19 protein-coding genes are annotated in these 19,888 nt (G+C 47.4%); 9 read left to right on the forward strand and 10 right to left on the reverse strand.

Features of this window, described 5'->3' with window-relative positions:
- Positions 1 to 17 precede the first annotated feature (17 nt).
- Entirely contained in the window at positions 18 to 266 is a 249-nt protein-coding gene (locus FXF61_RS09805; RefSeq protein ID WP_151185086.1) for a hypothetical protein, read from the reverse strand.
- 388 nt (positions 267 to 654) lie between these two features.
- Between FXF61_RS09805 and nth the strand changes: the two genes are divergently transcribed.
- Positions 655 to 1,293 (forward strand): endonuclease III, encoded by a 639-nt coding sequence (gene nth / locus FXF61_RS09810; RefSeq protein WP_151185087.1) that lies wholly within the window; start codon positions 655 to 657, stop codon positions 1,291 to 1,293.
- Positions 1,294 to 1,402: 109 nt separating this feature from the next.
- Entirely contained in the window at positions 1,403 to 1,588 is a 186-nt protein-coding gene (locus tag FXF61_RS09815; RefSeq protein WP_178087293.1) for a PA3496 family putative envelope integrity protein, read from the forward strand.
- Between the two features lie 400 nt (positions 1,589 to 1,988).
- Here the strand turns inward: FXF61_RS09815 and FXF61_RS09820 are convergent, their stop codons facing one another.
- The 3 genes from FXF61_RS09820 to pilB all read right to left on the reverse strand — a co-directional run bounded on the left by FXF61_RS09820 (position 1,989) and on the right by pilB (position 6,166).
- Positions 1,989 to 2,858 carry an A24 family peptidase gene (locus FXF61_RS09820; RefSeq protein ID WP_151185089.1) on the reverse strand — a complete coding sequence of 290 codons (870 nt, stop codon included), beginning with the start codon at positions 2,856 to 2,858 and terminating at the stop codon, positions 1,989 to 1,991.
- A gap of 392 nt (positions 2,859 to 3,250) precedes the next feature.
- A complete protein-coding gene (locus FXF61_RS09825; RefSeq protein WP_151185090.1) occupies positions 3,251 to 4,468 on the reverse strand; it encodes a type II secretion system F family protein in 1,218 nt (405 codons plus the stop codon).
- 3 nt (positions 4,469 to 4,471) lie between these two features.
- Positions 4,472 to 6,166 carry a type IV-A pilus assembly ATPase PilB gene (gene pilB, locus FXF61_RS09830; protein ID WP_151185091.1) on the reverse strand — a complete coding sequence of 565 codons (1,695 nt, stop codon included), beginning with the start codon at positions 6,164 to 6,166 and terminating at the stop codon, positions 4,472 to 4,474.
- Between the two features lie 363 nt (positions 6,167 to 6,529).
- On the opposite strand from pilB, the gene FXF61_RS09835 reads away from it, so the two are divergent.
- From FXF61_RS09835 to FXF61_RS15095, 4 genes are all read left to right on the forward strand, one after another.
- On the forward strand, positions 6,530 to 7,051 hold the full coding sequence (locus FXF61_RS09835; protein WP_151185092.1) for a pilin: 522 nt from the start codon (positions 6,530 to 6,532) through the stop codon (positions 7,049 to 7,051).
- Between the two features lie 111 nt (positions 7,052 to 7,162).
- A complete protein-coding gene (locus FXF61_RS09840; RefSeq protein ID WP_151185093.1) occupies positions 7,163 to 7,696 on the forward strand; it encodes a prepilin-type N-terminal cleavage/methylation domain-containing protein in 534 nt (177 codons plus the stop codon).
- A 41-nt stretch (positions 7,697 to 7,737) separates the two neighbouring features.
- Positions 7,738 to 8,472 carry a TfpX/TfpZ family type IV pilin accessory protein gene (tfpZ, locus tag FXF61_RS09845; protein WP_151185094.1) on the forward strand — a complete coding sequence of 245 codons (735 nt, stop codon included), beginning with the start codon at positions 7,738 to 7,740 and terminating at the stop codon, positions 8,470 to 8,472.
- A 121-nt stretch (positions 8,473 to 8,593) separates the two neighbouring features.
- A complete protein-coding gene (locus FXF61_RS15095) occupies positions 8,594 to 8,914 on the forward strand; it encodes an excalibur calcium-binding domain-containing protein (protein WP_151185095.1) in 321 nt (106 codons plus the stop codon).
- 114 nt (positions 8,915 to 9,028) lie between these two features.
- On the opposite strand, the gene FXF61_RS09855 is transcribed toward FXF61_RS15095, so the two are convergent.
- Positions 9,029 to 9,583, reverse strand: coding sequence for a HEPN domain-containing protein (locus FXF61_RS09855; RefSeq protein WP_151185096.1), 555 nt, complete (start codon positions 9,581 to 9,583; stop codon positions 9,029 to 9,031).
- A 191-nt stretch (positions 9,584 to 9,774) separates the two neighbouring features.
- Between FXF61_RS09855 and FXF61_RS09860 the strand changes: the two genes are divergently transcribed.
- On the forward strand, positions 9,775 to 10,770 hold the full coding sequence (locus tag FXF61_RS09860) for an IS481 family transposase (RefSeq protein ID WP_151185097.1): 996 nt from the start codon (positions 9,775 to 9,777) through the stop codon (positions 10,768 to 10,770).
- 221 nt (positions 10,771 to 10,991) lie between these two features.
- Positions 10,992 to 12,458 carry a Fic family protein gene (locus FXF61_RS09865; protein ID WP_151185098.1) on the forward strand — a complete coding sequence of 489 codons (1,467 nt, stop codon included), beginning with the start codon at positions 10,992 to 10,994 and terminating at the stop codon, positions 12,456 to 12,458.
- A 250-nt stretch (positions 12,459 to 12,708) separates the two neighbouring features.
- Here the strand turns inward: FXF61_RS09865 and FXF61_RS09870 are convergent, their stop codons facing one another.
- A complete protein-coding gene (locus tag FXF61_RS09870) occupies positions 12,709 to 13,077 on the reverse strand; it encodes a translation initiation factor Sui1 (RefSeq protein ID WP_151185099.1) in 369 nt (122 codons plus the stop codon).
- 213 nt (positions 13,078 to 13,290) lie between these two features.
- Positions 13,291 to 13,746 (reverse strand): isoprenylcysteine carboxylmethyltransferase family protein, encoded by a 456-nt coding sequence (locus FXF61_RS09875; RefSeq protein ID WP_151185100.1) that lies wholly within the window; start codon positions 13,744 to 13,746, stop codon positions 13,291 to 13,293.
- A 264-nt stretch (positions 13,747 to 14,010) separates the two neighbouring features.
- Between FXF61_RS09875 and FXF61_RS09880 the strand changes: the two genes are divergently transcribed.
- On the forward strand, positions 14,011 to 15,483 hold the full coding sequence (locus tag FXF61_RS09880; protein ID WP_178087294.1) for an MBL fold metallo-hydrolase RNA specificity domain-containing protein: 1,473 nt from the start codon (positions 14,011 to 14,013) through the stop codon (positions 15,481 to 15,483).
- Between the two features lie 100 nt (positions 15,484 to 15,583).
- On the opposite strand, the gene FXF61_RS09885 is transcribed toward FXF61_RS09880, so the two are convergent.
- Genes FXF61_RS09885 through FXF61_RS09895 form a run of 3 tightly spaced genes read right to left on the reverse strand, consistent with a single transcriptional unit; the run spans position 15,584 to position 19,882 of the window.
- On the reverse strand, positions 15,584 to 15,991 hold the full coding sequence (locus FXF61_RS09885; RefSeq protein ID WP_151185102.1) for a type IV pilin protein: 408 nt from the start codon (positions 15,989 to 15,991) through the stop codon (positions 15,584 to 15,586).
- Entirely contained in the window at positions 15,988 to 16,332 is a 345-nt protein-coding gene (locus FXF61_RS09890; RefSeq protein WP_151185103.1) for a PilY2 family type 4a fimbrial biogenesis protein, read from the reverse strand. The genes FXF61_RS09885 and FXF61_RS09890 overlap by 4 nt, the downstream gene beginning before the upstream one ends.
- Position 16,333: 1 nt before the next feature.
- Entirely contained in the window at positions 16,334 to 19,882 is a 3,549-nt protein-coding gene (locus tag FXF61_RS09895; protein ID WP_151185104.1) for a pilus assembly protein, read from the reverse strand.
- Positions 19,883 to 19,888: the final 6 nt, after the last annotated feature.

The raw sequence follows: 19,888 nt of genomic DNA on the forward strand, positions 1-19,888 counted from the left end.
GCTACGAAAAAGGATGCCTAATCGGCATCCTTTTTTTTGCCTCGAAGAAAGGCATTGATCAAACAACACAGCACAATAACCCTACAACGCCAGCGCACCACCCAACCGATACCCAAACACATCACCCAACCGATACCCAAACACACCACCCATTCGGCACTCAAACACACCACCCATTCGGCACTCAAACACACCACCCATTCGGCACTCAAACACACCATCCATTCGGTACCCAAACACACCACCCAACCGGTACCCAAAAACATCACCCATCCGTAGGGCGGGCACTCGTTGCCCGCGCAATGCACGGGGGCATTTATACCCGCGTAACACATTCAACGATGAACTCGGCACGAGGTTACTGCCCACGTAACACATTTAATGCTGGCCTCCCTGTGGCCTGCCGAACCCTACACGCGGGCACAAGTGCCCGCCCCCGACGCACGCGCGGCATATTCAATGGTGAATTCCACGCCGGTTTGCCGGGTCGTACACGCGGGTATCAATGCCCGTCCGATACACGCGTAGCACGTTCAATGGCGGGCTCCGTGCAGGTTTGCTGGGCTGTAAACGCGGGGGTTAAATGCCTGCGCTTGGCAAAACCTGTATCATCTTGGCAAACATATTAACCATTTATTTGATTGAGCCTGCACCATGAATGCTGCCAAGCGTTATGAGATTTTTCGCCGATTCCAAGAAGACAATCCCAAGCCAGAAACCGAACTGAATTACAGCTCCCCCTTTGAGCTGCTGATTGCGGTCATTCTATCGGCGCAAGCCACTGACGTCGGCGTCAACAAAGCCACCGACAAACTCTTCCCTGTGGCCAACACTCCAGAAGCGATGTACGCCCTCGGCTACGACGGCTTATGTGAATACACCAAAACCATCGGCCTTTATCCCACAAAAACTAAAAACGTGCTGGAAACCTGCCGTTTATTGATTGAGCGGCACAATGGCCAAGTACCCGATACCCGCGCGGCGCTAGAAGCCTTACCTGGCGTGGGCCGCAAAACTGCTAATGTGGTGCTCAACACAGCCTTTGGCCAGGTCGCGATGGCGGTCGACACCCATATTTTCCGTGTCAGCAACCGCACCAAAATCGCTCCTGGCAAGAACGTATTAGAAGTAGAAAAACAGCTACTAAAATTTGTGCCTAAAGAGTTTTTACTCGACGCGCACCACTGGCTGATCCTCCATGGGCGCTACGTTTGTCAGGCGCGTAAGCCTCGCTGTGGCAGTTGTCGAATTGAAGATTTATGTGAATTTAAAGAGAAAATATCAGACGATTAGCTTTTATTATCGAAAACTATCAAGCCCATTGAAAAATTCTTTTTTACCAAAACTGATTTTATGGTTATAAGGTGCGCCAACGGAAACTCCCGTATGCGAGGCTCGAATCATGAGTAAAGAAGACCTAAAAATAGACGACGATTTTATTGCAGAAGAAGATGCAGACGAGATTGAAGATGAGACGCCAGCTGAGGCAGCAAAAACCAACCTCACTAAGCGTCGCGTGATTGATAATTTGCTTGAGGAACGTCGCTTACAAAAAGCACTAGCAGAATATGACTTTGATCTAGACTGATCGCCCCTTCAACGCGCCTGCTCTGGGCGCGTTTGAGTTTCAAGGATAGCTTGCGGGTGCGCAATCGCGGGCATAAATGCCCGCCCTACCGTTGCTTTGAAACACCCTACCCGCTCTAGCCCACTGGTCTTAAAAGCCATACACATATGTAGAGTCGCCACGATAGCGCATTACAGATCAGGTCATTTCCAAAAACACCATACACACATGTAGAGCCGCCACAATGGCGCATTACAGATCAGGTCATTTCCGAAAACACCATACGCACATGTAGGGCGGGCACTTGTGCCCGCGTGATGCAATTTACAGTCGAACCCGTGCGATATGGCGAACCTATGCGGGGTTGGTGATTGCTGGGTAATACATTTACAGGCGAATTTCCTGCGCTGCCAAGATCGATTTAGAAGCCCGCAAACTGCAAATAGCTGCTGGTGATTGTGTCACCCCAGATCAAAGCGATCCAGCCAGCCACGGCCAAGTACGGGCCAAAAGGGATTGGATTACTCATGCTATTGCGCTGCACGCGCAGAATAATAATACCTAACACCGCACCCACTACCGAAGACAATAAGATCGTCAGCGGCAACACCTGCCAGCCACCCCAAGCGCCAATCATCGCCAGCAACTTAAAGTCACCATAGCCCATGCCCTCTTTGCCGGTGACCAGCTTAAACAGCCAGAAGATCGACCAGAGGCTCATATAACCGATGATCGCGCCCCACAGCGCATCAGGCAGGCTAGTGAACAGGTCAAAATGATTGAGAATCAACCCTAGCCACAGCAGCGGCAGCACTAAAATATCAGGGAGGATTTGATGGTCTGCATCAATCAGGCTCATCGCTAGCAAACCCCAGGTCAGCACCAGCATCGTTAAGGTTTCCCAACTGACACCATAATGCCAAGCCACCACCGCAGATAAAACACCACAGGCCAGCTCGACTAGCGGGTAACGAATACTAATGCGCTCACTGCAGCCGGAACATTTGCCGCGTAAGAATAACCAGCTAAACAACGGAATATTTTCCCACGGTTTGATTTCATGTCCGCAATGTGGGCAACTTGAGTGGGGCAGAACCAGGTTAAACGTCTCTGCATTGTCTTGCGCAGGCATTTCCAGCACTTCATGCGCTTGCTTGCGCCAATCGCGCATCAGCATCTTGGGTAAGCGATAAATCAGCACATTCAAAAAACTACCCACCAACAACCCTAAGATTGCTGCGCTGATGGCAAACACCCAAATATTACTACCCCAAAACTCAATAATCGCCATATCCACACCGCTTAAAATGATAAACCTACAACTGTGCTGCCGGTATTCATGCACGCAGGCCCTAATCACGTGCGGGATATGCAATCTGCAATGCAAAACACATGAACCACGATGTGCACCGCAACCCGCCACGCGGGCACAATGCGCATATCCCGAGCCGTAAAGCAGCCGTGACCACAACGGTAGGGCGGGCATTTATGCCCGCGGTTTCTAACCCATACGGCATACACAAACAACAACGGGGCAGTCAGAGCCGCCCCGCTTTATAAACACACAACCAGCAACAAACCAACACAACCAGAAACAAAACCAACACAACCAGCAACAAACCACCACAACCAGCACAACAACACAGGCGAAACACTCAACACACAACAACCAACACCGCAGCGTTAAACAACCGCACCCAACTGGAAGATCGGCAGGTACATGGCAATAATCAAACCGCCCACCAACACGCCAAGCACCGACATAATAATCGGCTCCATTAACGCAGTTAAGCCATCAACAGCGTTATCCACTTCAGCCTCATAGTGTGTCGCCACCTTATCGAGCATTTCATCCAGCGAACCAGACTCCTCACCAATGGCCGTCATCTGCAAAGCCATTGATGGAAACACACCGGTGCTGCGCATGGAGAAATTCAGCTGCATACCGCTGGACACATCCGACTTCACTTTCATCACAGCATTCTTAAACACCACGTTACCGGTGGCACCGGCGACTGAATCCAGCGCCTCCACCAAAGGCACACCCGCCGCGAAAGTTGTCGCCAAAGTACGGCCAAAACGCGCCACAGAAGAGTTATAAATAATATTGCCGATCACCGGTGATTTCAGTAAAGCCCGATCAATGCTGTCACGAAACTTTTCTGAGGTGCGGTGCGCATGTCTAAACGCAAAAACAAACGCAATAAAGCCCACCACAATCAACCAACCATCACTTTGCACAAACTCAGAAATACCAATCACAAACTGAGTAAAAGCAGGCAACTCCGCACCAAAACTAGAAAACACATCCTGAAACTGCGGCACCACTTTAATCAGCAAAATAGCCGTTACAATCACCGCCACCGCGACAACCGCCATTGGATAATTCATGGCTTTTTTGATTTTTGCTTTTAGCGCTTCAGTTTTTTCTTTATAAGTGGCGACCCGATCCAGCAAGGTTTCCAGCGCACCGGACTGCTCACCAGAATCCACCAGATTGCAATACAGATCATCAAAGTATTGCGGATGCTTACGCAAGGACACAGCAAAACTATTACCCGCAGCTACATCCTGCTTCACCGTATCCACCAGCTTGCGCATATTTGGGTTTTCTAAGCCCTCAGCAATGATGTCAAACGACTGCAACAGCGGCACACCAGCTTTCATCATCGTGGCCATTTGTCGAGTAAAAATCGCAACGTCCATCGGTGTGATCTTTTTACCCGCACTGAATAGCTCAATGCCCTTTTTACGCACTTTAGTTGGGTTAATGCCCTGTTTACGCAACTGAGCCTTGACCAGCGCAGCATCCTGTCCGGCCATTTGCCCAGACATCGTCCCACCCTGGCGGTTTTTGCCTTCCCACTTGTACATATTGGTTTTTGGTGTTTTCGCCGCCATGGTTTAATCCTTAGTTACACGGTTAACTTCAGCAAGGCTGGTAATACCCTGAATGACTTTCAGCAACCCCGATGCGCGCAAATTATTAAAACCATCTTTACGCATCTGCGCATCAATATCTATGGCGTTGCCATCTTCCATGATAATCCTTTGTAGGGCCGGCGTGCTTTTAACCACTTCATATATTCCAACACGGCCTTTATAACCACCATTGCAATTATCACAGCCTTTTGGTCCATACACTTTAAAGGTACCAACCTGCTCTGCGCTAAACCCTTCTTTTAGCAACACATCGTCAGGCACATTAAGCTCTTGCTTACAGGCACAGAGTTTACGTGCCAGCCGCTGGGCAATAATCAAGTTCACCGAGGTGGCCAAGTTAAACGCTGCCACCCCCATGTTGCGCAAACGCGTTAAGGTTTCCGCAGCACTGTTGGTGTGCAACGTCGACATCACCATGTGCCCGGTTTGCGCCGCTTTAATCGCGATCTCTGCAGTTTCTAAATCACGAATCTCACCGACCATGATCACATCCGGATCTTGCCGCAAGAAGGCGCGCAGCGCAGTGGAGAAATCCATACCCTGCTTGGGATTGACGTTAACCTGGTTAATCCCCTCCAAGTTAATTTCAACCGGATCTTCGGCGGTAGAAATATTGACATCGATGGTATTGAGAATATTCAAGCCGGTATACAACGATACTGTTTTACCGGAACCGGTCGGCCCCGTCACTAAAATCATGCCTTGCGGCTGACTCAAAGCTTCCATATACAGCTCTTTCTGCGGCTCCTCATAACCTAACGCATCAATGCCCATTTGCGCGCTGCTGGCATCGAGAATCCGCATCACGATTTTCTCGCCCCAGAGGGTTGGCAGGGTGTTAACACGAAAGTCGATGGATTTATTGGCCGAGACTTTGAGTTTAATCCGCCCATCTTGCGGCTTACGGCGTTCAGAAATATCCATATTGGCCATCACTTTTAAGCGGGCCGAGATACGATCACGCAATTGAATCGGCGGCTTGGCCACCTCATGCAAGACCCCATCGGTACGAAAACGCACGCGGTACATCTTCTCATAAGGCTCAAAGTGTAAATCTGAAGAGCCCCCTTTAATGGCATCAAGCAGCATTTTATTAACAAAACGCACCACCGGCGTTTCATCAGCCTCCTCGGTTTGTGCCGGCCCGCTGGATTCAGTTTCTTCAAAATCCAAACCTTCAAGCTCAGCGTCATCCATCCCTTCTAGACCGCCGGTAGCCGACTGATACAGCCTGTCAATGGCTAGCCCCAACTTATCGTCTTCAACCAACAACGGCTCAACCGTCATACCGCTGCTGAACTGCACATCATTAATGGCTTGATGATTACCCGGATCAGAAATAGCGATAAAAAGCTTACTGCCGCGCTTATACAACGGCAGTACGCGATGTTGACGAGCGAGCCTTTCACTGACCAAATCTTGCGGAAAAACATCAGGATTCACCGCATTTAAATCAAAATAAGCCACGCCAAACTGATCTGCGGCCAACTCCATCAATGCGCGACTTTTGACTAATTTATTTTGCACCAACCAGGTAACCAATAAGGTTTGGTTGCGCTTGGCCTGCTGCACTGCCTCTTGGACTTTATTCTCATCCAGCAAGCCTGCCTCGACCACCTGTCGAGCCAAGCCGATCAAATTCATACTACTACTCATGCATTTCGCCCTGCGCGCATTGTTATTGGCATAGTGCCGCTACTTATAGCCTAGAACAGCCCTCCCTGCCAAACCCTACGCGCATTTTTATCCAGATGTTTGATCTGTGTCCAATTCAATATGCTTTGATAAAATACAAACCGGCAAACAGTGACAAAAAACGTCACTCTCTGACAAATCCTATAAATAATCCGCCCTGCACGCCTGCTCCTGTACGAGCGGGTCACACCCGCGAAAAGCTCTATAGTCATGCTCAATAGCAGCTCAACCAGCCAACCAAACACACATATTTCAAAGCTGGCACACCCCTTGCTCTATCTATTACAGGTCACATGGCCTTTACATCATTCAAGGAGCTTCAACATGAAAGCACAAATGCAAAAGGGTTTTACCCTAATTGAGTTAATGATCGTTGTGGCGATCATCGGTATTTTGGCTGCGATCGCGCTGCCTGCGTATCAAGACTACACTGTACGCTCAAAAATCTCAGAAGCTCTAATTCAAGCTTCATCACCTAAAGGTTTGATTAGTGAAGCATTTCAAACTGACGGTCTTGACGGTGTTGAAGCAGCAGCAACAACATATAACGCAATACCTGCCAATGAAAAAGAAACTAAATACGTAGCGGACATTACAATTGATGATACTAACGGTGCTATTACAGTAACTTTACAAGGTGCAACAGCTGGTTTCCCTACTGACGTACAAGGAGCAACAATTGTACTGACTCCTAATGTTAAGAAAGCTGGTTTAACAGCAGGTGCAACCGGTGCAATTGACTGGGCTTGCGCATCTGACTCTGCAACAACAGCTGGCAACCGTGGTTTAACAGCAGCCGAGTTGGGTACTCTTGAAGCAAAATACGCTCCAGCAGAGTGCCGTTAATAGTTAACTATCAACTACCCTCTCTAAACAACGCCTCGTAATATTACGGGGCGTTGTGCTTTAAAAAGCACTACTTTACCTACAAACTGCCCTGCCTTGAGAATGTTTACCATGCATGCTGACTTTCAAAATCATCAAGGTTTTACCTTAATCGAACTTATGATTGTGGCCGCCATCATTGGCATACTTGCAGCACTGGCGTTACCTGCATACCAAGATTACACGGTACGCACCAAGGTCGCTGAAGGTTTGACCTTAGCCACCTCAGCAAAAGCTGCAGTAATTGAAACCATTAGCAGCAATGCAACATCCGCCATTGCCGCTTACAGTGGCACCGGGCCAGCAGCGGCTAACTCTTACACTTATGTATTTAGCCCATCTAAGCATGTTAACAGTATCGCCATCGCCGCTATTGCTAATACCGCAGCAGTAGCACTCACTGAGGGCCGTATCAGCATCACCTATGCAGCAGGTCTAGATGCAGCTTTAAACGCACCTCTGCTACTGACTCCGGGCAGCGGCACACTAACTGCAGGAACACCCTCAGCATCTATCATGCTAGGCCAACCGATTATCTGGGGCTGTGCAATTGCCTCAGCCAATGCGTTTCGTTACGTTCCAGCAAACTGTCGTTATTTACCTTAATAGTATTTTCTATTCACTAACCGTAGTTTAAGCACCTATTTATGAGCGCACGCATTAAAGCCTTTACAATTCACCTTACCATTTCAGCCGTTATTGCTTTAGCCGTCATAGGCGTGGTTTTTTATCTCTGGTATCCAGCGCCGCTACATACCGTCGTCGGCGTTACCCAGATTTTTCTTATTCTTTTAGCTGTTGATGTTGTACTCGGCCCACTACTGACTCTTTTGGTCTATAAAGTCGGTAAAAAAAGCTTAGTCATGGATTTAAGCGTGATAGCCCTGCTGCAGCTTGCTGCACTCTGTTATGGCCTCTTGACAGTTGCTGAAGGACGCCCAGCATGGTTAGTATTTGCAGCTGACCGTTTTGACTTAGTGCGCGTCTTAGATATTGACGAGCGCAAGCTGGATCAAACTGACTTAAACTACCGTCAGCCATCATTACTCGGCCCGCAATGGGTAGCAGCAACAAACCCAACGGACAGTGATGAACGTAACGATATTTTAATGGAATCGGTGTTCGCTGGAGTGGACATTGCCCAGCGCCCTAATCTATATCAGCCATTAGACTCGCAAAAAGAGTCCATCAAGAAACGCCTGTTAGAGCTATCAGATCTACCAGCAAATAACACCGCAGAAGACATCAAAGCCGTATTAGCCAAACACCCCAAAGCCGACACTTGGTTACCGCTACGCGCCAACAATCAAGACATGGTTGTATTGATGCATAAAGATACTGCTGAAGTGGTAGCTATCGTTGATTTAAGGCCGTGGAAATAGTGCTTTTTACTCATTATCACAAACTTTATCGAGCCTACCTAAACTTTTAAAAAATAACCTGTTCGTTTACTGGCTATAGATTTACTCAACTATAAGTTACTGTCAGAGAAGGAATTCACACATGAAAAAAATCATTTTTATCGTAATTATTGCCGGCGGCTGGTATGTGAATAAAAACGGCTGGCCTGATTTTCTACAAATATCCCGCAACACAGTGACCACTAGCACCTCGATGCTATCAACACCACCCACTGCGCCTTCAACGTTTAAATCACATACGAACTCAACAGCGTCTGCATCAACCTTTCGCTGTGATGGTAGACAGCACTGCTCGCAAATGAGCTCTTATGATGAAGCACTGTTCTTTTTGCGTAATTGCCCGAACACCAAGATGGATGGTGATGGCGATGGTATTCCATGTGAGCGGCAGTTTGGGCGGTAATAAGACTTTAAGTCAGTGCGGGCCTGTTGAGATATTTAACTGGTAAGCGCTGATCTTTGCGCCTGACAACGCCTACTTAGGGGCATCCGTTCACAACTCACTTTACCAACAGCACTACTGCTGGTTACTATGCGGGCACAGCTGCTGTTCTAAATAGCGATCTGTGGCTTTTACTAAATTGGTAATAAAACGAATGGCTTTTTTGGCTTCATCAGAGGTAACTAGGTGCGGCAGGTTTTGATTTGGATTACGAATTTTGATTCGATGCACTGCCTCACCACGCTTGCGGATCAGACTATCAAGATGCTTTGCTGTCTCTTGCGAAATAAAGTTATCAAATTTCCATGCATCCCTGATATCAATGTCCAAATACGTTTTAAACAACTCATATGTTCTATGAGAGTTTGGGTTATGCAGCATATTAATCTCTTTAGCTAAGTTCTGATTAATATAGGTTTCAATAAAGCTGCCCTTTAAGATTGCAACTTTTTCAGTTACAGCCTCACCTAGACGGTCTTCTACATAGCTTTCCCAAGCTGTGAGCGCCATAACTAAGGATGAACGCTTAAGCGTCTCACTGTGCTCAGATGACGGATCATTTTTATTCAGCTCAAGTAGATAACTTGAGTCGAGTATGGCGAGATTAAAAGACTCTAACGCACGAGACATGGCATTCCCTTAGGATGAATTAAAAGAACTAAAGCATACGCCAAGGAAAAATAAAATCTATCCAGCAGAGTGACAAATACTCATCCAGTGCATTCCTAATTGTAGAGTACCGGATGATCAGATGAGTTTTAGGAGTTATCCTTTACTCGTTGCAAGAGAGCTAATCCAGAAGGTTTTCCGGGAGCATACCCATGAACATCAAGCTACATAAACAAGCTACAACAACGCCAAAAATTAGAGCTGAGATACAACAAGCACCAGCTAGCATCAGCGATTTAGCGCTGGCACGTAAATATGGCGTATCAGACTCTACAATTCGTCGCTGGCGTTATCGTACCGATGTTTATGACCGCTCGCATACTCGTCATAACTTGCTGGCAACTTTAAGCCCTCATCAAGAAGAGGTTTTGATTGTTGCCCGTGAGTTTCTACGCTTGAGTCTTGATGACTTGTTGGTTGTAGCGCGTGAATTTCTTCATCCAACTCTTTCACGTTCTGCACTCGCACGCATGCTGAGAAGAAGGCAGGTGCCCACCTTGGCGCAGCTGCGAAAACAAGATCAAGAGAATGAGCAAGGCTCAGAACCCAAGCATAAGCCCTTCAAGGATTATGAGCCTGGTTTTATCCATATAGACATCAAATTCTTACCGCAAATGCCTGATGAGAAGCAGCGCCGCTATTTGTACGTCGCCATCGATCGTGCAACGCGCTGGGTGTATCTCGAAGTATTACCTAGCCAGTCCGCCAAAGACGCTGAGCGCTTTATGAAGCGTGTAATCGACAAAGCACCGTTCAAGATCCAGAAGGTTCTTACCGATAATGGCAAGTCCTTTACTGACCGTTTTACAGCAGGTGGTGAACGTAAACCCACGGGCAACCATCTATTTGACTTGGTATGCGAGAAGCACAGTATAGAGCACCGCTTAATCAAGCCGGGTCGACCGCAAACCAACGGTATGGTCGAGCGCTTTAATGGCCGCATCAGTGATGTTTTAGCAACTCGCAGGTATGATTCATCCGAAGATTTAGAGCAAACTTTAAAGCGCTATTGCTGGGTGTACAATCACCATGTTCCACAGCGAGCTCTTCACCATCAAACACCCATTGCAACAATGAAAGAATGGCAAGAAAAGAGACCGGATTTATTTTATAAGAACGTTATTAATCATGCGGGACCTGACACCTAATGATGCATCCGTAAAGCAGCTGAATATGCGCAACGCTTGTATCAAGCCGAAGATGCCAAGTTAAGCCTTTGGACTGAACGTGTGCTGTTTGCGGTGATCATTGTAGCGGTGTTTGCTGAATCGTAATCGCGGGCACAAGTGTCCGCCAAACACTCTCTTTTTTAATAAAAACAATGCAACCTGACCTATAATTAACAAAAACCTATCAGGATTAATAAAAAATGAGCAATGTAGGCTATCAATGGCTCTGTGATCACTACAGCTTAAAGGTGTTTCCCTTGCGCAAACCTGCTCAGGTGGGGCCTGTTTCTCGCATTATGGATGACGGCGATGCATTGCGTGTTCCGGCACATGTTGCGCCCAATGCAGACATCCCTCTTGAGCACTTTTTATTTGCTCTCAAACATGAGGGCATCAATCTTCAGATCCTATATCAAGGGCTACGGCAACTGCCTAGCGCATCTATGCTTGCCGCTGTACATGCACAACCGTCCAGTCGTTATGTGCGGATCTTGGGCTTTTTGTGGGAATCTTTTAATCAGAAGCAACTGTCCGATGACCTAAGCATTGCAGGGCCAACCGTCATGCTGTTTGATCCAAAACGCTATATCACCGGAGTGGATCAACGCAACGCCCGCTGGCGAGTGAATTTTAATGGTTTAGGCTCGATTAATTACTGCGTCACCGTGGAACGCACGCATGAAATCAAGGCGGGGCTGCAGCAGGACTTGTTGCGGCAGGCCAATACATTTATTCAAGGCTTAAATTCGCAGCTCTTAGATCGCGCCTTGAGCTGGGCGTACCTGCATGAAACGGAAAGCAGTTTTGCCATCGAGCGTGAAGCCCCCCTGCCAGACAAGACAGAAGCGTTTGTTGAGCTATTACGTCAAGCACACCAGCCTCATGAGTTAGACGAAGCCTATTTAGTGGCTTTGCAGAATCTCTGTATTACCAATCCGCTGGATAAAGCGGTTTTTTATCGCCATCAACAAAATTGGCTACGCGGCCCGTTGCGCGGCGCGGCTGGCGTAACCTATGTCCCACCAGCACCAACGCAAGTGCGCGAACTCATGAATGAGTTATTGCATTTAGCTAAACAGTGGCCGAGGCAGATTGACCCCCTCGTTGCTGCATCCATTTTATCGTTTGCTTTTGTATTTATACACCCGTTCATGGACGGCAACGGGCGGCTTTCAAGGTTTTTATTTCACTCTATTTTGGCACAATCAGGGGCATTGCCACCGGGTGTTTTGTTACCCGTTTCAGTTGCGATGAAACGTAATGAAGATAAATACCTGCGGGCGTTACAAAGCTTTTCCGTACCCATGCGAAAGCATTGGCAAGTGCAATGGCTGGGTGATGAGGATTATCAATTCAATTTAAACGCAGACGAGTCATTGTACCGCTATTGGGATGCCACAGAATGCGTGGCCTTTGGTTTAGAGATGACGCAGCAAGCACTGGAGCATGATTTGCATGCGGAAACTGAATTCTTGCAGCGTTTTGATCTGGTCTACCGGGCTATCGATGAACGCTTTGATGTGCGCGGCAAGGACTTGACTACTTTGGTGCTTAGCGCCTTACAAAATAAAGGCAAGGTATCAAATAACAGGCGCAAGCAGTTTTCATTGACGGTACAGGAGCACGTCTTTGATGCGATTGAGCAAGCCTGCGATGAAGCACAATAACAGCCCTGTTACATAGAAGAAAACACAAAACAAGGGCGGGCATAAATGCCAGCGTGCGCAATTGGTGAATAGCAAGGTGTGGCTGCAGGTAATGCGTAGGGCGGGCACTTGTGCCCGCGCGGTTGTTTAATAGCAACCTCCGCAGGTTTGGTCGAACGTAATCGCGGACATAAATGTCCGCCCTACCGGAACTGGCCGGGCGTAATCGCGGGCATAAATGCCCGCCCTACCGTAACGTTCTGCGGCCCGTCTATCCGCCAGATTTTATGGCGGTGAAACCGCGTTTTTGTAATTCTTCAATCAACAGCTGGACTTGATCACCCTGGATCTCGATCACGCCATCTTTTAATGAGCCTCCACAGCCGCAGCGTTTTTTAAGTGCAGCGGTGAGGGTTTTTAATTCTTCGAGGGTTAAGACTAAGCCTTGAATGGTGGTGACTGTTTTGCCACCACGGCCTTTGCTTTCGCGGCGTACTCGGGCAATGCCATCGCCGCTATTGACGGGTTGTTCGGCGCAAATGCAGTCGTCTTGCGGTTGTTCACAGGCTGGGCAATGACGCCCGCTGTCGGTTGAATAGACCAATCCACTGAGCGCGGCAAAAGAGTTGGCTTTTTTCACGGTACACACTTCTCCACATTAAACGTCATCAAACACTTACCACTAGGCGCCTATTTGGTTTTGGCCAAAAGCACTCAACCTAATCGTTACTTGTACGCATTTTACTCCGTTAAGCGACAGCACAGGACTTAACCAAGCGCACATTGCCTAAAGCCCGCGCCTTGATCTTAAGCACTATAAGCCCCTGAACGCAGCAAGCACTCCTACCCTGCATTAGAACCAGCGCCGTACCTTAGCCATATATTGGCGATAATCATCACCGAAGTGCTCCATCATTAAGCGTTCTTCATGACGTATAACGCCAATGCTAACCGCCAACAGGACCACGGGTAGGAATATCCAAATCCACAGGTCAGCAAACAAAAGTGCCGCGCCTATATAGAGCATGGTGTCGGCAACATAAATGGGGTTACGGGTTACCCGAAACGGGCCTTCAGTGATCAATTGCTGTGGCTTACCATAAGGGTTCAGCGTGGTTTTGCGCCATAACATTAGCCACGCCGTCCAAAACATCAGCAGCGTGCCGGCATCAATTGCCGCCCAGCCAAAAAACCACGTCCAAGGGTTACTCGGCAGCGACAGCGGCCATAGCGTGCTCAACCCCCATGCCAGCAACAGGAAAGCAACATATACAACAGGCGCAGGAAGAATAAAATAAGGCTTACGCATCGAAGTACTCTTGCAATTTTGTATGTGGCCAACAGTTTAACGCTTACTTAAGCAAACTGCATACAAAGCCAGCATATTAATAGCAGGCGCAGATTTTATTTCTGGCCTAAATTTGTGTCTAGGATGAGATACACATGAGCGCGCCCAGTCATACTGGCTTGATGCCAGCCAAAAATGCTGAGTGCCGCACACTTTTCGGGTTCATATTTGCCTTTTCGCCAGCCGTAGCTTTAATGAATAAACCACTATTAAGCAGGTATGCACATGCAAGACTTAGCAAAGGTACTGCATCACGGTGCAAAAAACGGCGTAACCGGCTCCTGTCATCAGATTTTTATTGATGAAAACACCAGTTTCCTTGTCGATTGTGGATTGTTTCAGGGCGCAGAAACATCGGCTGAGGGCGCTGCTGGCAGTGATCAATTGAGCATTGAGTTTGATATTTCCACAGTCAAAGCGCTGATTGTTACTCACGTGCATATTGACCACGTGGGGCGCATTCCTTACTTGTTAGCTGCTGGTTTTAAGGGGCCGATTATCTGTAGCGAACCCTCGGCAAGACTGCTGCCAATTGTACTCGAAGATGCCTTTAAAATCGGTGTCAGCCGCGATCAGCATCTGGTCGAACGCTACATTAAGCTGGTTGCCCAGCGCATCATTGCCTTGCCTTACAACAAATGGCTGCCGATGCTGAAAGCACCCCTGCCATCGGTGAAAATTCGCCTGCAACGCGCTGGGCATATCTTAGGTTCAGCTTACGTTGAGTTAGAAATTCAGCAGCCGCAGCAAAAGGCTAAACAACGCGTGCTTTTTTCCGGTGATTTAGGTGCGCCCTATGCACCGATTTTATCCGCACCAAAGCCCGCCTACCGCGCCGATCTAATGATCTTAGAAAGCACCTACGGGGATCGCAACCACCACAGCCGCCGTGATCGGCGCCAGCGCTTGCAAGCAGTGATTGAGCACGCTTTACGCGACCAAGGCACTGTGCTGATTCCTGCTTTTAGTATTGGTCGTACCCAAGAATTATTGTACGAACTAGAAGATATTATCCACCGCAAGCAATGCCAAAGCGGCGTGAGCAGCAGCGCTGAGTTGCTGCAAGAAAGCAAAACACCTAAAGATAAATCGTTCTGGCATGATATTCCGATTATTTTAGACTCGCCGCTGGCCAGCCGCTTTACTCAGGTGTACGCCCAGCTGGACAAGTTTTGGGATAAAGAAGCTCAGAGACGAATCAATAGAGGCCGCAACCCATTAGCTTTTAAAAATCTAATCACCATTGACTCACACCAAGATCACACACGCATGGTGCGCCACTTGGCTAACACAGCGCGACCTGCGATTGTCATCGCTGCCAGCGGCATGTGCAGCGGTGGGCGTATCGTCAACTACCTGCAAGCCATGCTCGATGACCCACGGCATGACGTGCTGTTTGTCGGCTACCAAGCACAAGGCACGCTCGGCAATCAAATTCAAAAGTACGGCCCACGTGGCGGCTATGCCGAAATCGATCAGCAGCGCATCGATATACGCGCACAAATCACCACCCTCGGCGGCTACTCGGCACACGCCGACCAAAGCAGCTTGGTGCGCTTTATCACCGGCATGCGCAAATGGCCGCAGCAGGTGCGCTTAATTCATGGCGAGGCGGGAGCCAAAGCGGCGTTAAAAGAGAAGATTATGAGCGCCTATGCTGGGAAGCAGCATCGAGGAGAGGTGGTGATACCGGACTAGAGTTTCTAGGTAAGAATATGAAACCGGCGCAGAAAGTGCGCCGGTTGTTGTTTGAACTATAAAGCCAATAAAGCACAGATGCTTGAGAGCGCTTTTTGGTTTAGCGCCAGCACTCATCAACTGTTTTATCTGAACCTGTACGCCCTCTCTCGCCGAGGGCATTTAAAGTTAAGTTGCCACATTTAGTATCATTAAACTGCTGGGTTGCAGTCAATATGTAGCCTCCACCCCCTGCGGCTAGACTTATTGTGTATAAGTTAGTCGGTGAGTTTGTATCTGCCAGCCCCAGCTTAGCAATATCAGTCGCAGCTGTTATATAGGCATTATTTTGCGAAAAGTAACGCTCCTGACGCGCCGCCACATCACTTAAAAACGCCTGACCTTCGGTGCGGTTACCGCGCTTCACGTATTCGTCATAGCTGGGATAAGCAATCGCCGCCAAGATACCAATAATCGCGACAACGATCATGACTTCTATAAGGGTGAAGCCTTGCTGAGCTTTTTTCATCGTTGCGCTCCTTGGTTTTCGGCTGCGCTATTTTTCAAGTTTTGCTCTGCTTCTATAACTGACTCAGGGTATAAATACAGCGAATCAATCCTGTTGTATGGTGCTGCAAGCGTTCCGCTAAAGCCCACCAAGTATCCGGGCTTGAGCTTTAAAATGGCAGCAGCTCCTTCAACCTGAACGGTGTTTGGTAAATGATACGATGTGTCGTTGACAACAATCACATTATTACCAAGCTGGACACTTTGCACAGCACCAATATCTTCAAAGGTATTTACCTGTGCGCTGACTGTAAAGCTGGCAGCGCTAAGCGCCACCACTACAAATAACAGAATATTTCTCATCTTATTGCCCCTCAACAACACGCCAGCTTTGGCGGCCAATACTGGCTGGGTCAGGTGTGATTTCCTCACAGGTTGTACCAGTGCATAACTCGTACTTTTTATCAGGACGCTGCCCGATACTTAAACCGCCCTCACCATCCATTTTCACTGCTGTGATGACTGTATTGGTATTATCAGAGGTGCGGTAATCAGTCCATGCATGGTGTGTAGTACGTCCGCCGGTCGTTGGGTTAATTGCATACGACCAGTTGTCAACACCTGCCCTACACGGGTTAGTGTTAGGCACGAGCGACTGAAAGAATAAAGTCTGACCGAACTGCATCATATCAGCCACGATCATTTCTTTATCTAAAACCAGATCAAAGTACCAACCTGCTTTTTTATCAGCTGTTGACCAGACATCTGTTGCAGGATCTATTTCAGCCCACGGCACTGGCTTACTACTTAACAATCGAGCCTCTTTACCATTTTTAACACTGGTTAAAGCAGACTCCATTACTTGCTCTTCTAAGTTCGCTCGAGTCGCAGCCGGAAATGGGAAGCCACTTTTGCCCGTAGAGCGTGGTTTCTTGGTAGTAGGGTCCCAAATACCATAAATGCTTTGCTTTGAATCAGCCAAGCCATTTTGGTCGCCCTCAGCATAAAAACGCCCCGTACCTGCAACAATGATGTAGCCATTGCCGGTCGGATGACGAACAATCGAAGGCGCAGCAGTAATCGGCTGACGGTTTCCATCACTATCTTTAACGACAAACAATGGATTGCCGGCAAAAGAAGCTTGAAACTCTACTGTTTCACCCGCGCGCGGTGCTACTTTGCGCAAGAAAGGGTTATTGGCGTCACCATTATCTGGTGCTAAATCAAAACGCCACATATTCCCTTGCAAATCACCTGCATACGCGTAATCCGCAATGCCATCTGCGTTAATGTCTGCAAGCTTAGGTGTGGACATACCATTAGGTGTTCCGACAGCGCCTTCTACTACGATATTTTTGGTTAAATCACCTGTTTCCATATCTATAATCAGTAAAGAGGCTTTGCCATTTTCACTGCCCGCTGCAGCGTAACCATTGCCCATCACTGCGGCCCATTTACCATTATGCAAACGTGCAATGGTTGGCTGCGAGTATGTATAACCCAGCTTTACATCTTCAGTTTCTAATTTATCCTTATTAAATTCCCAAAGTAACGTAATAGCAGCAGGGTCAGTCACATCGAGGGCAAACATTCCTTTACCGCCAGCACCTAAGGTGCCCACTAAAACTGTACGCCATTTATCATTGATAAATACATCCGCAACCACTGGTGACCCGTCAACAAAGAACTGGTGAGTTGCTTCGCCATAACCTGTTCCAGTCAACTTATGCAGATTTTTAAACACTGCAGAGGGTACAAAGGCAAACATCTCATCGCCTGTGTTGGCATTAAAGCCATGCAACATGCCATCATTAGCACCGACATAAACCATGGGGGCACGGCCTTTATGTTCAGCAACAAACTCTTCATATTTACTGTCGGAGCCTTCAATACGATTTGCCTGCCCCGTTAGGTAACGCGCACCTCGTACTGTAATAGGTTTTGAGTTAACCATATCGCCAAGCACTGACATACGCTCGCGGAATTTAGAGCCCTCCTGCGCACGATCACCGCGCAAAAAACTCAGTCGTTCCGAGCCTAAACTGTCTTCATTATCACCGCGATCAGGATCTCGGTTTAAATCATCCTTTTGATCATCAGATAGGTTCGACCATTTAAAATCAACCAAGTCAGAATCGCCAGGCTCAGCCATTTTTATATTACGGCTGTTTATTGCTTTAGCATCTAACTTCTCTTTCGCGCTCCATATTTGAGTAATTGATAAATTACCTAAAGCATCTAGCGACTTCATGGTTGCGGTTAAATTGCCTGCCCAGTTTTGATCTGCTGCATAAGACGCTTGGTACGCATACCCAGTGCCGTCATCACCTACGCCAGAGTTAACTGCCGGACTTGAACCTGTGGTGCTGCGTCCGCTGATACGCTCAAGAATCTGCTGGAATGCCTGAACTAATGCGTCGGGGCTTTCTGCACTAAAGAACTCACCACGTGAGTTAACCGCCGCATGCCATAAGTCATAAATAGTTGAGGCGCTATTTTGTGTAACACCTGGCCAAGCCAAGCCATTTGTACCTAAGTTTTTCAGTTCATCAATTTTAGCAAACGTCGGATTATCGAAAGTGGTATCCCAGGTAGGCGCATCATTACGGGTTAACGAGGTTGATAAGCCTAAGCCTACAGTAAAGTTAACCATATGCTGCCAAGTAGCAGGATTGTTGCGCGGATCCCAATAATCTTTAAGTGGGTCAGCTGTTTTTATTGGCATATAAGGAGCAATATCATCATCTAAATCACTCCTTAAATCATTGGACCAATAATAAAACGCACTATCCGCAAGCGTGTCTGAAGTACTACCAAGTGTCTGCCCATCCCAGTAAGGCGCTATTGCTCCAGTATATTGTTTTCCATCTGGCAGAGCTTTAGAAGTACTATCAGCATCACTTTTACTATTAGCACGGCTATTCCACATACCATCTGTCATCAAAACATGATAACTAGCACGACAAACAGATTTATCGTCAGTATCACTCTTTACAAACTCTCCAGCTCGATGCATAGCCCTGTGTAACGGTGTCCCACCACTAGCAGGAAAGGTATCAAGCCATTTAAAAAAATTAACGCGATGCTGACCGGTAAAGCGATCCATTTTATTATTATTACAATTGTTTGATGTCCAGCCTTGGCCTATATTACAACTATTTAGTGCACCCCACGTTAAGCGGACATTGTTAGGCATTGTGTAAAACGCTAAGTTAGCAGCTGTTCGTGTTGCTAAGTTTCTGTTTCTGTAAAAAGAATACCAAATAGCAAAGTTCTTTTTTTCAGCGTCCGTTTGAATTTCTTTATATTCATAACAACTATCATCAATCTTTGATGCAGTAGTAGGCGGTATCGGGCAAGCCCCTGATGACGTATATTCAAAATAATGAGCAGGTGTTTCACCATCGTCACAAACACCACTCGGATAAATAGAATAACAGCTGCTTAGAAAATGATTATTACCCCATTGAACTCTATATTTATTTGATAAGTTTGTATGTCCTGTGCCTGCAAAGCCATCCCTTGGTGCACTGTAAAAGTTAATATCTTTACCTGAGCCATAAGTATAGTCGACTACTTTTACCTCTCCACCACTGTAGCTAATTTTCTTCGGCATAACATATACAGTACTAGGGTCATAGTAGCTTTCATTATATGTATTCGAACGAGCGGCTCGAATACCTCTATTACCTGAAATCCCATCAGGCGTATAAGCCCATGCCATCGAGACAGAGTCATCTAATGTTACTAATAAATTAGGCGGCACACCCTCTGTTAATGACAAAGGTTTTTGTGATGGATACTGAATGTCACCAGCAGCCTGCGCTGAGAATGATGCAGTAAGAACGCCGGTACACAATAGTGCTGAGCAAGTTACTTTACTGACACTCTGATAAATATTTAAATATTTCATAGCTGG

This window comes from Pseudomonas sp. C27(2019), assembly GCF_008807395.1.
Classification (GTDB): domain Bacteria; phylum Pseudomonadota; class Gammaproteobacteria; order Pseudomonadales; family Pseudomonadaceae; genus Denitrificimonas.

Coding starts and splice junctions, on each gene's coding strand:
- pilB (WP_151185091.1), bottom strand. CDS start 6,166: ATGAGTAGTAGTATGAATTTGATCGGCTTGGCTCGACAGGTGGTCGAG.
- FXF61_RS09805 (WP_151185086.1), bottom strand. CDS start 266: ATGTTTTTGGGTACCGGTTGGGTGGTGTGTTTGGGTACCGAATGGATG.
- FXF61_RS09880 (WP_178087294.1), top strand. CDS start 14,011: ATGCAAGACTTAGCAAAGGTACTGCATCACGGTGCAAAAAACGGCGTA.
- FXF61_RS09895 (WP_151185104.1), bottom strand. CDS start 19,882: ATGAAATATTTAAATATTTATCAGAGTGTCAGTAAAGTAACTTGCTCA.
- FXF61_RS09855 (WP_151185096.1), bottom strand. CDS start 9,583: ATGTCTCGTGCGTTAGAGTCTTTTAATCTCGCCATACTCGACTCAAGT.
- FXF61_RS09865 (WP_151185098.1), top strand. CDS start 10,992: ATGAGCAATGTAGGCTATCAATGGCTCTGTGATCACTACAGCTTAAAG.
- FXF61_RS09860 (WP_151185097.1), top strand. CDS start 9,775: ATGAACATCAAGCTACATAAACAAGCTACAACAACGCCAAAAATTAGA.
- FXF61_RS09815 (WP_178087293.1), top strand. CDS start 1,403: ATGAGTAAAGAAGACCTAAAAATAGACGACGATTTTATTGCAGAAGAA.
- FXF61_RS09890 (WP_151185103.1), bottom strand. CDS start 16,332: ATGAGAAATATTCTGTTATTTGTAGTGGTGGCGCTTAGCGCTGCCAGC.
- FXF61_RS09820 (WP_151185089.1), bottom strand. CDS start 2,858: ATGGCGATTATTGAGTTTTGGGGTAGTAATATTTGGGTGTTTGCCATC.
- FXF61_RS09825 (WP_151185090.1), bottom strand. CDS start 4,468: ATGGCGGCGAAAACACCAAAAACCAATATGTACAAGTGGGAAGGCAAA.
- FXF61_RS09840 (WP_151185093.1), top strand. CDS start 7,163: ATGCATGCTGACTTTCAAAATCATCAAGGTTTTACCTTAATCGAACTT.
- tfpZ (WP_151185094.1), top strand. CDS start 7,738: ATGAGCGCACGCATTAAAGCCTTTACAATTCACCTTACCATTTCAGCC.
- FXF61_RS15095 (WP_151185095.1), top strand. CDS start 8,594: ATGAAAAAAATCATTTTTATCGTAATTATTGCCGGCGGCTGGTATGTG.
- FXF61_RS09885 (WP_151185102.1), bottom strand. CDS start 15,991: ATGAAAAAAGCTCAGCAAGGCTTCACCCTTATAGAAGTCATGATCGTT.
- FXF61_RS09835 (WP_151185092.1), top strand. CDS start 6,530: ATGAAAGCACAAATGCAAAAGGGTTTTACCCTAATTGAGTTAATGATC.
- nth (WP_151185087.1), top strand. CDS start 655: ATGAATGCTGCCAAGCGTTATGAGATTTTTCGCCGATTCCAAGAAGAC.
- FXF61_RS09875 (WP_151185100.1), bottom strand. CDS start 13,746: ATGCGTAAGCCTTATTTTATTCTTCCTGCGCCTGTTGTATATGTTGCT.